The sequence below is a fragment of the Bacillus sp. FSL L8-0152 genome, from assembly GCF_038006365.1.
GTDB classification, from domain to species: domain Bacteria; phylum Bacillota; class Bacilli; order Bacillales; family Bacillaceae_G; genus Bacillus_A; species Bacillus_A cereus.
In genome coordinates, this window is sequence record NZ_JBBOVB010000001.1 from 3,998,011 (window position 1) to 4,014,042 (window position 16,032).

Sequence of the window (16,032 nt, forward strand, 5' to 3'; positions counted from 1 at the left end):
GCATGTTCCTCATGCCGTTCTTATCTTCTTATTATAACATAAATGATAATGAGCGGAACGAATAACCGTTATCTTCCAATGATTTCTACTTCTGTATGCATATCTACATCAAATTTATCCTTAATTGTATGTTTTATTAATTCAATTAAGGACAATACATCTTGCGCTGAAGCTCCCCCGGTATTAACAATAAAATTGCCATGCATTTCAGAAATTTGAGCTCCACCAATCCTATAACCACGAAGCCCTGCTTTTTCTACTAAATCTCCTGCAAAATGTGGGATTGGATTCCGAAATACACTTCCTGCACACGGGTGATTCCATGGTTGCGTTTCACGGCGGTAATCTTTATTATTTTGCATGCTACGTACAATTTCTTCACGTTTTCCCGCCTGTAATTGAAACTCCGCCTCTAAAACAATACCAGGACGTTTCGTTTGCAATACAGATGCCCGATAAGAAAACTCCAGTTCTTTATTCATTAACCAGTCAATTGTACCGTCTTCAAACAGAATGAGAGCCTTCGATAATACACTCGATATATCCGATTTATGTGCACCTGCATTCATATATACTGCACCACCGACACTTCCTGGAATACCGCTTGCAAACTCCAATCCAGCTAACCCTTGACGACTAAGTAAAGTTGACAATTTAATAAGAGGATATCCACTACCAACTCTTACCTTATGTTTTTCGACCTCTAAGTGATCTAATCCTTCTCCTAAACGAATAACAACACCTTCTATGCCTTGATCAGATACAAGAAGGTTTGAACCGCGCCCAATTACAGTCCACTTCGTTTTGTATTGCTTTACTAACTGTAATGTTTTTTCAATACCGGCTACATGCTTTGGCACAATTAAAATATCCGCTGGTCCACCTATTTTCATAGTTGTATAACGTGCTAACGACTCGTTAACTAAAACATGACCAACGTCTGCTTCTATAAGCTCATTTACTAATTGTTCCATAGACAATCTCCCCCATATTAAGTCTCCTTATGACAATAATATGCAGGGCGTTCACCTAACGTTATCCCTCTATTTACGGGCAGTACAGCTCCTAAATCAAAATTCGGCGGTAACAAAGAAGTTAGGCGAGAATCGGGATGCCAGTAAACATCCGATTAGTGAAAGGTAATAATCAACGAGAAAGAATCACTCCCCACCGATTAAAGCCTCACTTTATTTTTTTACAAGCTTATTCATTACTTCATACAGCTTATTTGCTGCATCTGGAATACCTAGTTGCTTAGCAGCTAGCTTCATATTTTGTAATGTTTGTGCATCCAATAAAATCTCATCAATATCACGAATAAGCGTTTCAGCTGTTAAATCTTTTTCAAGTAACATTTTTGCCGCTCCTTTATCAACAACTGAACGTGCATTCTTTTCCTGATGATTATTTGTTACGTACGGACTCGGTATTAACACACTTGGTTTTCCTAACGCTGTTAATTCTGCAAGTGTTGTTGCCCCAGCCCTTGAAACAACAAGGTCTACACCAGTTAGTACCTCTGGCATATTATGAATGAACGGCTTAATAATAACATTGTTCGGGTTCCCTTTTTGCTTCACGGCTTCCATCACTTTGTCATAATGTACTTCACCTGTTACATATAGTATTTCGTAGCTTTTGTTCCCAAACTGTTCAATTGCTTCAACGAAGGCATCGTTAATCGGTCTAGCTCCACGACTTCCACCAAATATAAGTACAGACTTTTTAGGAAGAGAAAGCCCAACTGAACGTTTCCCTTTCATTCCATTTTGATCCATTACCTCTGATGCTCGCGGATTACCTGTCATTACCACTTTTGACTCTGGAAAATGCTCTGTAGCTGCTTCAAAACAAACAGCAACTTTATCAACATAACGACTTAAAAATTTGTTCGTTACACCTGGTACACTATTTTGTTCATGTACAATAGTTGGAATACCTAATTTGGCTGCAGCGTATACAACTGGTCCACATACATATCCACCCGTTCCAATTACGATATCCGGATTAAAACGACGAATATATCGTTTACTATCCTGTACACCTTTTAGAAAACGCATTACTGTTTTCACATTATCTAATGATATTTTTCGTTTAAATCCACTTATAACAATAGACTGAAATGGTATACCTGCTTTTGGAACGATTGTACTCTCTAGTCCATTTTCCGTACCAATATATAAAAATCTTGCTTCTGGATTTAACTTTTTTATTTCTCTAATTAAAGCAAGAGCTGGATAAATATGACCACCAGTACCCCCACCACTAACTAATACACGCACTACTAACTCCTCCGCTTCTCTTTTCTTATTTCCATTATATTTATTTCTATATACATATTGCATTTTTACACACATACGAAAAACCCTGTCTTATAAACAGGGTTTAGTAGCGAGAATGGCGACTTATATTTAATAATACACCTACTGCCATTAACATTAATGTCAAACTTGATCCACCATAACTTAAAAACGGCAAGGTAATACCCGTAACAGGCATCAGTCCTGTTACAACACCAACATTAATCATTACTTGAATCGCAATCATCGCCACAATACCTACTGCTAAAAACGTACCATATAAATCTGGCGCTCCTAATGCGATACGAATCCCGCGCCATAATAATAGACTAAATAATAATAACACAAATGAACCACCAATAAAACCTAATTCCTCGGATAAGATCGCAAATATAAAGTCAGTTTGTGGTTCAGGTAAATAAAGAAATTTTTGTCTACTTTGTCCAAGTCCAAGCCCAAATAATCCACCAGGTCCAATTGCGAGTAATGATTGGATAATTTGAAATCCACTTCCAAGCGGATCTGACCACGGATCTAAATATGATGTAATGCGTTTCATTCGATACGGTGCTGATGCAATTAATCCTACAAATCCCGCTACACCAATCAAACCAAACATTGCAAAGTGAAAGACCCTCGCTCCCGAAATAAATATCATAATGATACATGTCCCAACCATTACCGTTCCTGTCCCAAGGTCTGGCTGTAACATAATCATCCCAAAAGCAAGAAACACAAAACTAAGAGCCGGTAATAAACCACGTTTAAAAGATGTGATCAATTTTTGCCGTTCCGCTAAAAACTTCGCCAAGAAAATAATCATCGCAAACTTCATAAATTCTGATGGTTGAATCGAAAATGCTCCGATCCCAATCCAACTTCGTGCTCCTCCTCGAACAAGACCTACTCCAGGAATAAGAACGAGAATAAGAAGAATGAAGCAAACTAGCAAAATTACTTTTGAATACGTACGCCACACCCAATAATCAATTTTCATAATAAAAAACATAGCTACTACACCAAGACCCGCAAACAGTAATTGTCTTTTTGCAAAAAAGAATGAGTCCCCCATTTTATAAGAGGCCCAAACTGCACTCGCACTATAAACCATAATCATTCCGATTGTCAACAATGAAAGTGTTACGATGATGAGCATAAAATCAGGCGTTTTCTTCATTACCCACAAACACCACCTCTTTAGGCAGAACCTTTTGCCCTATGTAACAAAACATCAGTAGGTGTTAGCCTACTGATGTTTTGATTTACTTTATATAAGTTTATGCACAGCTTGTATAAAAATGTCTCCTCTTTCTTCAAATGTTTTAAATTGATCCCAGCTTGCACACGCTGGAGAAAGAAGAACAACATCACCTTCTTTAGAATGAGCATAAGCTTTCACCACTGCTTCATCTAAAGTATCGACACTTTCAATTATATCTAATCCCGCTTTTTCTGCCGCTCTTACTAGTTTGGGAGCTGTTTGTCCAAATGTTACAATCGCTTTTACATTTTTGAAATACGGAATTAAATCATCGAATTCATTTCCGCGGTCAAGCCCACCTGCTAGTAACACAATCGGTTGTGTAAACGCAGATAGTGCTTTCTCAGTCGCTAACATATTCGTTGCTTTTGAGTCATTATAAAACTTACGGTTGTTAATCGTTGTTACATATTCTAAACGATGTTTTACACCCGTAAAACGTTTTAACACGACCGTAATTGCTTCATTAGAAGTACCTAATAATTTCGCAATACTCATCGCAGCTAAAATATTTTCTAGATTATGTTGACCAGGTAAAACGATATCGCTTACTTCAACAACTTTTTCACCTTTGAAATAAAGAGCGTTATCTTTTATACACGCGCCATCTTCAATTTCTTTCGTTGTCGAAAACAAGATTTTTTGACCTTTAGTATCCGCAGATAAAGCCATCACATCTGCATCATCCGCGTTTATTACACTATAATCGTTTTCTGTTTGGTTTTTAAAAACATTTGCTTTTGCTAAACCATATTCCTTCTTCGTCCCATGATAATCTAAGTGGGCTTCAAATAAGTTTAAGAACGCTGCAATTTTAGGCTGGAACGATTCTACTCCCATCAATTGGAACGATGAAAGTTCTGTAACTACAACTTCATTTTCTTTTGCATCCTGTGCTACTTCACAAGCTACAGTTCCTATATTCCCTGCAATAACAGGATGCTTTTGTCCTTCTTTTAACATTTCAAATGTCAGCATTGTTGTCGTCGTTTTACCATTAGATCCTGTAATTCCAACAAATGGCGCTTTTGAAATACGATATGCTAATTCAACTTCCGTAACAATTGGAATTTGCTTTTCTTTCGCAGCAACTAATATTGGATTAGAATACGGGATTCCTGGATTTTTAACGACAAGAGAAATATTTCTCTCTAATAATTCTAAAGGATGGCCACCGCATACAACGTCCATTCCTTTTGCTTGTAATTCTGCAGCAAGTACATTGTCAGCTAAAGGCTTTCCGTCATTTACAATGACATTCGCCCCTAACTTTTGTAACAATGTAGCTGCTGCATAACCACTTTTTGCAATGCCTAATACAAGAATATTCTTATTTTGAAATTCAGTTACAGTTTTCAATTACATCCACACCCCGATATAAATTCCTAACACAGCTAATAAAAATCCTGCAGACCAAAACGTCACAACAACACGCCACTCTGACCAACCACATAATTCATAATGATGGTGTAATGGACTCATTTTAAAGACACGTTTTCCTGTTGTTTTAAATGAAATGACCTGAATAATAACCGATAAAGTTTCCATGACGAATACTCCGCCAATAATTACAAGTAGCAATTCTTGTTTTAATAAAATCGCTACAGCTGCAATGGCTCCACCTAAAGCTAATGAACCTGTATCTCCCATAAACACTTTTGCTGGATTCGCATTGAATACTAAAAATCCAAGTACAGCTCCTACCACTGCCATACAGAATATCGCTACTCCAAATTGCTCTTGTGCCACAGCAATAATACTAAATGCTCCAAATGCAATAGCAGCTGTTCCTGATAATAAACCATCTAAACCGTCAGTTAAGTTAACTGCATTTGATCCACCAATAAGCATAAATAGTACAAGTACAAAATACGCCCAACCTAATTCAAACTTAACATCCGTTCCCGAAATCATGATGTATGTGTGGAACGCTTGCCCTTTTCCAATTAAAAAGAATGCAATAGCAATAACAAGCTGCCCTACTAATTTTTGTTTTGATGTTAAACCAAGATTTCTCTTCTTAACTACCTTTATGTAGTCATCTAAAAATCCGATTAATCCGTAACCAAACGTCACTAATAGTAATAACGAAACCTCTGCACCTAAATAATTAAACTTAATCGCCATAATAAGTGAAGTTACCATCATAGATACGTATATGACGATACCACCCATTGTCGGTGTCCCTGATTTTTTTTGATGTGACTTTGGTCCCTCATCACGAATACTCTGTCCGAACTTTAATTTTCTTAAAAATGGAATAAACAATGGCGAAAGGGCAACAGAAATTAAGAATGCTACCCCAGCCGTTACTAATAAACCTTGCTCAAGCACATGTAGTCCTCCTCTCACGTTGTTACTCTTCGTTGTTTAAACGCCCTGTAATTGCTTCTTTCGCAACTTCTCGATCATCAAAATGATGAACTTCTTTACCAATAATTTGATACGTTTCATGACCCTTACCAGCAATAATAATGATATCATCTGCTTTTACTTTAGTGATTGCATGGTGTATCGCTTCTTTTCTATCAATAATCACTTCATAATTATTTCCACTTGCACCATGTACCATATCATCTAAAATAGCCGCTGGATCTTCACTTCTTGGATTATCTGATGTGTAAATTGCATGAGTTGCATATTTTGTTGCAACACTTGCCATTATCGGTCTCTTCGTTCGGTCCCTATCGCCACCACAACCAACGATACAATACACATCACCTTTTGCGAATTGTTTTGCAGTTTTTAATACATTTTCTAAACTATCCGGCGTATGTGCGTAATCAACAATAACTGTATAATTTTGTCCTCCATCAACAACTTCAAAACGCCCTGGAACCCCAGCTAGTTCCTTTATAACAGCAATGATTGTTTCTAATTTCACACCCGAAACAAGTCCTGCTGCTGTTGCTGCAAGTACGTTATATACATTAAATTTACCTATTAATTTCATCGTAACATTTACACTTTCATACGGTGTGACAAGGGTAAATGTAGTTCCGCCACTCGTCATAACGATATTTTTTGCCATAATGTCACTTGTTGTATCAATACCATATGTTACAACAGTTGCTGCAGTACTTCTCATATACTCTTCTGTTACATTATCATCGCTATTCAGCACAGCGTACTTTTCACGATTATGATTATAACTATTGCCAAGCTGTGCAAATAGTAACCCTTTTGCATGTTTATATTCTTCCATCGTTTTATGATAGTCTAAATGATCTTGTGTTAAGTTCGTAAACACCGCTACATCGTAATCACATCCGTATACACGACCAAGATCTAACGCATGTGACGAAACTTCCATTACCGTGCTGTCCACACCTTGTTCAACCATTTTTGAAAACGTCTGTTGAAGTGTTAGTGCATCTGGTGTTGTATTTTTCACCTCAAATGTTTCATCACCGATTTTCATATTAATCGTTCCAATTAGCCCTGTTTTATGACCATGTGCTCGCATAATCTCATCCATAATATGCGATGTTGTTGTCTTTCCATTTGTACCTGTAATTCCGATTAAATGTAACTTGTGTGTCGGTTGACCATAAAAATAATCAGCTAAAACCGCTAACGAACGAAAAGTATTTTTCACAAGTACAACTGGAACGTCAACATCAATTGGTCTTTCCGCAACAATAGCAGCCGCTCCTTGTGCCGCTGCTTGCTTAGCAAAATCATGGCTATCAACCGTATATCCTTTCATACATACAAATAAGCTTCCTTCTTTCACTTTACGTGAATCAGCTTCTATAGATGTGATTTCTGGATTTTCTTTTGGAACAACTGGAAAATCATGCAAACATGATAAAAGTGTATGCAACTTCATTTCACTAAACCCTCTCTACATTGTTTATTTATCTTTTTTTCAGTAAGCAACACATTACCTCCTATATAAGGAGGTAAGTGCTACTGGCCTATTTATGACTGAGACACTTATTGTCTCAAGTTAAGTAACTGTTCTATAAAGAACTCACTTCCACCAATTGTACCATAAAACGTACTATGTTACCTTTAATTCCCGAAGTAAATTCTAATTTTTGAGCCTTCTTTTACTTTAGCTCCCGCTTCTGGTGATTGCTTAATTACTTTCTCTCCATCTCCACTTATATCAAGCTGCAAATCGACGAGTTGTGTTTGTAAATCTTTCTTTTTCATTCCAATTAAATTCGGAACTTCCACAGTTGGTGTATCGCCCCATTTATATTCTTTTTCAACTTGTTCTTTTCTCGGTTTCACTCCCATAACAGGAAGCGCATCTCGAAGGATATTCCCGACAATTGGAGCTGCTACCACTCCACCAAACTGTGTAACCCCTTTTGGATTATCAACAGCAACATACACAACAATCTCTGGATCATCCGCTGGAGCAAATCCGATAAAAGATACAATATAATTATTCTCTAAATATTTACCATCTTTCACCTTTTGAGCAGTACCCGTTTTTCCACCTACACGATATCCATCAATATAAGCACCTTTACCAGAACCTTTCGCTACAACATTCTCTAATGCATAACGAACTTTTTCTGAAGTTTCCTTGGAAATAACTTTTCTTTTCTCAACAGGTGTCTTTTTACTAACAACTTGATTATTTTTCGGATCAATAAACTCCTTAGCTATATACGGCTGATACAATGTTCCACCATTTACAGCCGCCGCTACAGCTGCTACTTGTTGAATTGGTGTAACAGAAACCCCTTGGCCGAATGAAGTTGTCGCTTGCTCTACTGGACCAACTTTATCTAAATTAAATAAAATCCCACTGCCTTCACCTTGCAAGTCAATCCCAGTCTTCTGCCCAAAACCAAAATTACGAATGTATTTAAATAATCGGTCTTTACCAAGGCGATCACCAAGTTCAATAAATCCCGGGTTACATGAGTTTTGAACGACTTCTAAAAACGTTTGACTGCCATGACCTCCTGCTTTCCAGCATTTCAATCTAGCTCCACCGACTTCAGCTGCTCCATCATCATAAAACGTATCCTTCTCTAAGTCTACTAAATTTTCATTCAATGCTGCAGCTAGGGTAATGATCTTAAATGTTGAACCAGGCTCATACGTACTCCACACAGGTAGATTTCTGTTATACACTTCTGGAGAGACACTTTGAAAATCCGCTGGATCAAAACTCGGCCGACTAGACATCCCTAAAATTTCACCATTTTTAGGGTTCATTGCAATTGCAATCATACCGTCTGGATTATAAGTTGACTCCGCAATATTCATTTCTCTTTCCATAATCCTTGTAATACGCGCATCGATTGTTAATCCTAAATTTAAACCGGCTTCTGGTTTTTTGAAATCATCACCAACATTAGGCATCCTTTGCCCTTTCGCATCTGCAAAAAAACGCACATGACCTTTGTCTCCATTTAGCTCTTTATCATAATATTTTTCTAGTCCCATAAGACCTTGGTTATCGCTACCAGCAAAACCTAATACATGTGATAAAAAGTTTCCAAATGGATAGTACCGGATAGAATCCTCTGCGATATACACGCCCTTCAAACTTAATCCTCGTACTTCTTTCGCTTTGTCATGTGATATTTTCCTTCCGCCTTTATCTAACCTTACAATCGATTCTTTTTTTGTAATTCTTTTATAAATCTCATCTTTTTCCACACCTAATACTGCAGCTAACTTCTCTGCAGTCTCTGCTGGTTTTTCAATTTGCCTTGGTACAACAAAGACAGTTGGAGCACTTTTATTCGTGGCAAGTTCCACACCATTTCGGTCTAAAATTTTCCCACGTTCGGGTTCAAAAGTAATATTACGACTCCATGAATCTTTCGCACGATCCGTTAACATATTCCCAAGAAAAAATTGCACATATCCAAGACGAATATCGATAATAGTGAAAATAAGTATACCTGATATAAGTATAAAAATAAGTCGTTTTCTAACTGTTACATTTGATACACGCATATCGGAACAAGCCTCCCTTACGCCTAGCTTGTTCCAATATATGCTTGTACTTATTTAATTAGAACTTCTTCTCTTTTACCATTACGGCTTTTCTGCTTCTTGTTGTGGTTCGAGTGGCGGTACGAGTGTGACACCTAATTCTGTACCAGGTTGTAATAATGTTCCTTCCGCCACACTTTGTTCTGTTACGTATCCTGTACCAGAAGGTTTCAAGTTAAGCTGTAATGTCTTCGCTAAATTCATAACATCACGCAGTGCCCATCCTTGTATATTTGGCATTGTAGGCTTATCTCCTACCAAGAAGACTCGGTCGCCTTTTAATGTTTGTTCAGTCGCTTTTGGTACTTGTTGCTGTACTTTCCCTTCACCTAGTACGATTGGACGAAGTTTTGCTTTATCAATCGCTTTCCCCGCTTCAGCCATCGTTTTACCAGTTACATCTGGAACAGTAGTTTGTTGTTCTTTCAGATGTTTTTTCGGATCTTTCACTTCATTTGGCTTAATCTTTAAATACTCTAAACTATTTTTTGTTACATATTTAAAAATATCAGCTAAAGGTTGTGCGCCGTTCTCATCATCTTTTAATTTCGGCTGTTTAACAGCTACATACACAACAAGTTGTGGATCGTCCATTGGTGCCATACCTAAGAATGAGAATATATAATTCTGTCTTCCTGTCATATAGCCGCCTTTTCCATCCGGAATTTGCGCTGTACCTGTTTTACCACCAACTGAATATCCATCAATTTTATAAGCTGTCCCTGTACCTTTCGGAGATGTAACAACACGTTCTAATAACTGTCTTACTTGCGCTGCTGTTTCCTTTGTAACAGGTTTTCCTACTTCTTCTGGCTTATGTTCTAATTTTACTTTGTCTGTTATTGGATCTACAATTTTATCAATTGCATAAGGTTTCATCATTTTCCCATCATTTGCAATGGCCGTTGCAGCTTGTACAAGCTGAATTGGTGTTACAGTGGAACCTTGTCCAAAAGCTGTTGTCACTTGTTGTATTTGCTGATCAAATAAAATTGTATTCGATCCTTCACCTGATAAATCAATGTTCGTTTTTTCATCTAATCCAAAACTATGAATATATTTTCGGAAACGTTCTGGACCAAGTTTTTGATCTCCTAAAATTGCAAACGCTACGTTTGAAGAACGCTCTACCCCTTCATCAAACGTGATAGAGCCCCAACCAGCACCACCGTTATGATCTTTTATTTTCCTATTTCCGACTTGATATGTCCCGGACTGATAATAATCTTGCCCTTTGTACACACCTTCATTAATAGCTGCCGCTAACGTGAAAATTTTCATTGTTGATCCCGGTTCAAATGCATTGGCAATTGCGTCATTATAAAAATATTTATTATTCTCTATGTTCGGATCATAACTAGGTTTACTAGACATTGCTAATATTTTCCCCGTTTTCGGATCCGCCACAATTCCAATTAAACTTTCCGGCTCATAATGTTGACTCGCCGATTTCATCGCGTCTTCTAAATAACTTTGAATACGTTGATCCATTGTCAAATATACATTATCTCCATTTTTAGGTGCCTTCACATTCACTTTCCCACCGTCAAGAGATACCCCCCTACGATCACCTGTATAAGCTACCTCTCCATTTGAAGCTCCTAAATATTTATCCAAACTTTTTTCTAATCCAAATTGACCTACTGCAATTCCATCTTCATTCGGTTTCGCATGCCCTATAACATAAGATGCGAAATCACCATTTGGATAAACTCTCGCATTTTCGGTAATAAAAGAAACCCCTGGCAATTTCAATGCTTCTATTTGTTCTTTCTTTTCTTTCGTCAAGCCCTTACCTATCTTCCCAAATTCCACTTGACTTTTATCTTTATTTAACGTGGCTAAAATATCCTCTTCGCCTTTTCCAAGTACTCCTGCAATTTTCTTTGCAGTATCTTCTTTATTCTCAACTGAGTTAGCACCTTTTAGTGCAGCTACCATTTTGTAAGAGTTTGCGTCTTGCGCTAACACATGACCGTTTTGATCATAAATGGTTCCTCGGTTCGCTTCAAGAACTCCTGTTTTACTATGCTTTTGTTTAGCAAGTGCATCTAAATCCTGATTATGAACTGTTCCTGTTGATTGTATGTAAAAAAATCGGGCTAATAACAGCAAAAAGAGCAGGAGGAAAAATATCATAAAATAACCTGCTCCCTTATTGGTATGAAATTTAGTCATATTCTTCATCGTTCCTTCACACCTATTGCCTTATTTGAGGCCTTTCACATTATTCGCATTAATTTCTAGCCCATGTTTTTTTGCAACTTCAGCGATTCGTTCATAGCGACTTAACTTCTCTACTTCAGCTTGTAATTCTTGATTTTCTTTTTGCTGCTGTACAATTTTTTCTTCTATCGTCGCTGCTTCTACATTAACTTGATAAAGGCCTGCTTTATTTCCAATAAACGCGACACAGGCATACAATAAAAAGCCAATAAACGCTACATACAACAGTTTTTCGATTCTTGTAATTTTCGCTTTAACCTTCGGCTTAGCCATCTGCTGTGGGGGCGTTTGAATTTGCACCTCTTCTTGCGCTTGTTGTTTGTACTTTACAGCTAAATTAGTCATACCTCTCTCTCCCTTTTATCGTTTTTCAGCGATTCTCAACTTCGCAGAACGCGCACGATTATTTTCTTCTAACTCTATATCAGAAGGTAAAATCGGTTTTCTTGTAATAAGCTTTAATTTCGGCTTAAATTCTTCAGGAATAATCGGTAATCCTGGCGGCAATTGTGGCGTTGTACTATTTCGCTTAAACGTTGTTTTACAAATACGATCTTCTAATGAATGGAATGTTATAACACTAACCCTTCCACCTGGCTTAACCACCTCAATAGCAGATTCCAATGCTTCTTCAAATACTTTTAATTCATCATTTACAGCTATACGAATTGCCTGAAACACTCGCTTAGCAGGATGCCCACCCGTTCTACGAGCAGGAGCCGGAATACCTTCTTTAATTAGCTCTACTAATTCTCCTGTCGTTTCAATAGCTTTATTCTCACGATAAGCTTCAATTTTTCTTGCAATTTGTTTTGAAAATTTCTCTTCACCGTATTGGAAGAAAATCCTTACAAGTTGTTCATATGACCAGCTATTTACAACATCATACGCTGTTAATGGGGCATCTTGATCCATCCGCATATCTAGCGGTGCATCATGATGATAACTAAAGCCTCGTTCTGGTGTATCTAATTGTGGGGATGAAACACCTAAATCAAATAAAATACCGTCTACTTCTGTTATACCTATTTCTTGCAGTTTTTCAGCTAAATAACGGAAGTTACTCTTTACTGTTATAAACTGTTCACCGTATGAAGAGAACTTTTCTTTCGCGTTTTGAATCGCTATCTCATCTTGATCAAACGCTATTAATTTTCCACCTTCAGTTAATTGGGATAATAAATAAGAACTATGTCCTCCTCCCCCCAGTGTACAATCTACATATGTACCATCTGGCTTTATATCTAAGCCGTCTACTGTTTCCTTTAAAAGCACTGTTACGTGTTTAAACATTGTTGCACCTACTCTTTTTCCAATTAATTATGTTGAATGTATCCCTTCCTCTAAGCACATATTTCACGCTTAGAGAATGAAATAATACGAAAGAACGACTCATTTAACTTACCAACAAAGGCAACATACTATACAAATCGCTATTTTCTTTTATTATATACTAAATTTTATCATCTTTTGCGGGAATTTAAATAAAAAACTGTCGAAAAAGCGAATAATACGTTTACATTTTGTGCTATTTTGTCATATATTTAAGTATCCAACACAATTACCATATCCAACATTTTTTTGATTGATAATTCAGAAAAAAATCACTTCACAGTAAATTCAACGGAATAAAAATAAAATCCTGCTCCAAAGAGCAAGATTTTATAGTTTTATAACATGATGTTTTCCGTCCCAAGAAAAAGGGTTTTCCATTACACGATCAACGAAATCCAAACCAAACTGATTTAAATAATAACATACATTCCACACACGTTCTTGCGGCGCACCTAATGGACGAAGTGCGAATTGTATACGGCGGAATTTATTTAGCTGAACCTCATACTTTTTCTCAACATTTCTTTTCAACATTCTTTCCAGCAGTTCAATTTGTTCATTAATTTTCAATTCGTTTTTCCCTGCAAACGCACCTAATCCTGGCTCTATTTTCTTTACAAATTGCTGTAAAGATATATGAATATCAGCAATTTCTTTTTTCGCCTTTTCAAAATGATCATCAATCGGTTCCTCTACTCGATTAGACAACCAGTTTTCACGCAGTTTATCGACATCATTTAAAAACGGATCACTTTCTCTCAATTGCAGATCGAATAAATCTGTCGCTATATCTCTCTCCACATAAGTAATTGTAAGACGAGGAACGACAGGTGGCATTTGAAAACCGACAGTATGGAATACTTGTTGTAATTCACTCCAATAAGCTAATTCCCCTGGCCCTCCAATAAATGCGAGCGTAGGAAATACATACTCTTGCATAAGAGGACGCGTTACAACATTATTACTAAAACGTGCCGGATTTCTCTCCATTTCTTCAATCAACTCTTCATATGAAAAGGAATGCGCCCCATCCTTTCCAACAAACTTACCTTGATGCTCTTCAAGCAATACTCGTTCATTATCTATTTCCATGAATATATGCACTGCATGAGACTTCGTTTCAATAATCGGTTTGTATCCTAGTTCTTTAATTACTTCCTGCTGATTACGAAGCCCCTCTTGCACCTCTTTATACTTACTTATAATTCGCTTAAAAAATGGAATTTCTAACTTTCTTAATTCAGGATGATGTGAATCAACAAGGATTAAACCAGAATTAGCAAAGATTTTCGTAATAAGATGAGCAAAGAAATCTACATACGTATTCGATTTTTTCAAAGCATCATCAACAAATTTTAATACATCCTTTGTAAAATTTGTTTCTGGGTATGTTTTAAAAATCTCTTCAATCCAACTTCTACAATCTTCAACAGAAAGTTCAGACTCAGAAGCACTCGCCTTTTTCGGATTACGATCATAAAAAATAGTTTTTTTCATCTTTTTATTTTTCGCTACAAAAGTATGGTTAATCTCATCCATATCATGATCTTCACCCGCAATCCAGAAGACAGGGACAACTTTAACTCCTAAACTTTCTTCCTTTTCCTTTGCAAGCTGTAAAATTGAAATAACTTTATGAATTGTATAAAGCGGTCCAGTTAATAACCCCGCTTGTTGTCCAGCTATAACAACATATGTATTTTCATCTCCAAGCGCTTTTACATTTTGAAGTGTAGATTCTCCCGCTTGTAATTTTGTATTATATTCTAATAAATGCGCTACTAAATCTTGGCGGAAAAACTCCCTTTCACGCAAATCATGTAAACGTTGTTTAAAAGCATCTTCTGTTAACATATAATCAAAACATGACTGTATCTCTTGTTTACCGTTCATATAGTCCGCTACAACACCTTGTTGCGGAACAGAGATTTCTTTTATCTCCATATAATTCTTCCTTTCGTATCCAGTTCTCTCACCAATCCACATTGTAGTCAATGTTTCACGTAAAAGCAAAGAATAACACTTATACTCTTGTTTCTAACCCTTTTATTGCATCAAATAAAAATTGAAGTGTCGGAACTGGTCGTTGCTGTTTCTTAGCCTCTTCTAATACATACCCAACAATCGCATTAATTTCCGTCTGTCTATTCGCTCTTACATCCGCTAACATAGAGGATGTATTACGAGACGTTCCTTCACACACATTTCGTACCATTTGCCATACCATTTCTTTTTCTCCTCTAATAAGAAATGCGACCTCCTGAAACACTTGCTCCATCATTTGATAAAAAAAACGATTCGTGATTAATTCACCATTCTTAACTCCCAATAACGCTGTCAACGGATTGATACATACATTTACTACTAATTTTTTGCGCATAATCTCTTCCCAATCTGTTTCTATTTGAACTGGAAAATAAGCAACCGGAAAAGAATGAAATATTTTTTTAAAATGTATAGATTGGCCACAAACCACTCCAAATCTCGTTACACCTACTCCAGTATGATGAACGATGTGCCCTCCCTCTTTTTTCGCACCATGTTCTACAATACCAACAGCTATATTTTCACTCCCTATTTGCAGCATCTTTGGAAGATGCGACATTCCGTTTTGCAAAAAGATTAATGATGATGCACCTTCCACAAACGGTAGTATGTCATCTATATGATATTGCTTCACAGCAATAAATATATAATCTAAATTTTGCGCTACCATACTTTCTATCGGTAAAACAGCTGGATATACTGTTTCACATCTTCCATCTCTAATACAAGTTACACCTGTTTCATTTAACTCTTCAGCTTGCTTAGCTGTTCTTGTAAACAACGTAACATCTTGGTTACTTTTTTGTAAATAAAATGTATACAATAGACCAATAGCACCTGGTCCGACAATTCCAATTTTCATTTTCACACAAGGGATTCACATTAAGCGCC

At 36.9% G+C, this 16,032-nt stretch carries 12 protein-coding genes; all 12 read right to left on the reverse strand.

Going from position 1 to position 16,032, the window contains the following annotated elements:
* Positions 1–68: 68 nt before the first annotated feature.
* Complete coding sequence (gene murB / locus MHH27_RS19875; protein ID WP_090977174.1) at positions 69–974, reverse strand: UDP-N-acetylmuramate dehydrogenase; 906 nt, start codon at positions 972–974, stop codon at positions 69–71.
* A 213-nt stretch (positions 975–1,187) separates the two neighbouring features.
* On the reverse strand, positions 1,188–2,282 hold the full coding sequence (gene murG / locus MHH27_RS19880; protein ID WP_024927913.1) for an undecaprenyldiphospho-muramoylpentapeptide beta-N-acetylglucosaminyltransferase: 1,095 nt from the start codon (positions 2,280–2,282) through the stop codon (positions 1,188–1,190).
* Positions 2,283–2,385: 103 nt separating this feature from the next.
* On the reverse strand, positions 2,386–3,477 hold the full coding sequence (spoVE, locus tag MHH27_RS19885; protein ID WP_000753524.1) for a stage V sporulation protein E: 1,092 nt from the start codon (positions 3,475–3,477) through the stop codon (positions 2,386–2,388).
* 90 nt (positions 3,478–3,567) lie between these two features.
* The gene (murD, locus tag MHH27_RS19890) at positions 3,568–4,920 is read right to left on the reverse strand and encodes a UDP-N-acetylmuramoyl-L-alanine--D-glutamate ligase (protein WP_000860103.1); all 1,353 of its coding nucleotides are present in this window, start codon (positions 4,918–4,920) and stop codon (positions 3,568–3,570) included.
* Positions 4,921–5,895 (reverse strand): phospho-N-acetylmuramoyl-pentapeptide-transferase, encoded by a 975-nt coding sequence (mraY, locus tag MHH27_RS19895; RefSeq protein ID WP_340943811.1) that lies wholly within the window; start codon positions 5,893–5,895, stop codon positions 4,921–4,923.
* Between the two features lie 22 nt (positions 5,896–5,917).
* A complete protein-coding gene (gene murE, locus MHH27_RS19900; RefSeq protein ID WP_097924695.1) occupies positions 5,918–7,393 on the reverse strand; it encodes a UDP-N-acetylmuramoyl-L-alanyl-D-glutamate--2,6-diaminopimelate ligase in 1,476 nt (491 codons plus the stop codon).
* Between the two features lie 185 nt (positions 7,394–7,578).
* On the reverse strand, positions 7,579–9,495 hold the full coding sequence (locus MHH27_RS19905; RefSeq protein ID WP_001266235.1) for a stage V sporulation protein D: 1,917 nt from the start codon (positions 9,493–9,495) through the stop codon (positions 7,579–7,581).
* An 81-nt stretch (positions 9,496–9,576) separates the two neighbouring features.
* Entirely contained in the window at positions 9,577–11,712 is a 2,136-nt protein-coding gene (locus tag MHH27_RS19910) for a penicillin-binding protein (protein WP_435051922.1), read from the reverse strand.
* Positions 11,713–11,742: 30 nt separating this feature from the next.
* Positions 11,743–12,105 carry a cell division protein FtsL gene (gene ftsL / locus MHH27_RS19915; RefSeq protein ID WP_000182804.1) on the reverse strand — a complete coding sequence of 121 codons (363 nt, stop codon included), beginning with the start codon at positions 12,103–12,105 and terminating at the stop codon, positions 11,743–11,745.
* Positions 12,106–12,120: 15 nt separating this feature from the next.
* Positions 12,121–13,053: a 16S rRNA (cytosine(1402)-N(4))-methyltransferase RsmH gene (rsmH, locus tag MHH27_RS19920; protein WP_097924697.1), complete on the reverse strand. Its 933-nt coding sequence runs from the start codon at positions 13,051–13,053 to the stop codon at positions 12,121–12,123.
* Positions 13,054–13,422: 369 nt separating this feature from the next.
* Complete coding sequence (gene bshC / locus MHH27_RS19925) at positions 13,423–15,039, reverse strand: bacillithiol biosynthesis cysteine-adding enzyme BshC (RefSeq protein ID WP_097924699.1); 1,617 nt, start codon at positions 15,037–15,039, stop codon at positions 13,423–13,425.
* Between the two features lie 79 nt (positions 15,040–15,118).
* Positions 15,119–16,003 carry a 2-dehydropantoate 2-reductase gene (gene panE, locus MHH27_RS19930; protein ID WP_065229348.1) on the reverse strand — a complete coding sequence of 295 codons (885 nt, stop codon included), beginning with the start codon at positions 16,001–16,003 and terminating at the stop codon, positions 15,119–15,121.
* Positions 16,004–16,032 lie beyond the last annotated feature (29 nt).

Excerpts from the sequence above, each read along its gene's own strand:
- MHH27_RS19905 (WP_001266235.1), bottom strand. The coding sequence starts at position 9,495 with ATGCGTGTATCAAATGTAACAGTTAGAAAACGACTTATTTTTATACTT.
- rsmH (WP_097924697.1), bottom strand. The coding sequence starts at position 13,053 with ATGTTTAAACACGTAACAGTGCTTTTAAAGGAAACAGTAGACGGCTTA.
- bshC (WP_097924699.1), bottom strand. The coding sequence starts at position 15,039 with ATGGAGATAAAAGAAATCTCTGTTCCGCAACAAGGTGTTGTAGCGGAC.
- MHH27_RS19910 (WP_435051922.1), bottom strand. The coding sequence starts at position 11,712 with ATGACTAAATTTCATACCAATAAGGGAGCAGGTTATTTTATGATATTT.
- panE (WP_065229348.1), bottom strand. The coding sequence starts at position 16,003 with ATGAAAATTGGAATTGTCGGACCAGGTGCTATTGGTCTATTGTATACA.
- murE (WP_097924695.1), bottom strand. The coding sequence starts at position 7,393 with ATGAAGTTGCATACACTTTTATCATGTTTGCATGATTTTCCAGTTGTT.
- murB (WP_090977174.1), bottom strand. The coding sequence starts at position 974 with ATGGAACAATTAGTAAATGAGCTTATAGAAGCAGACGTTGGTCATGTT.
- ftsL (WP_000182804.1), bottom strand. The coding sequence starts at position 12,105 with ATGACTAATTTAGCTGTAAAGTACAAACAACAAGCGCAAGAAGAGGTG.
- spoVE (WP_000753524.1), bottom strand. The coding sequence starts at position 3,477 with ATGAAGAAAACGCCTGATTTTATGCTCATCATCGTAACACTTTCATTG.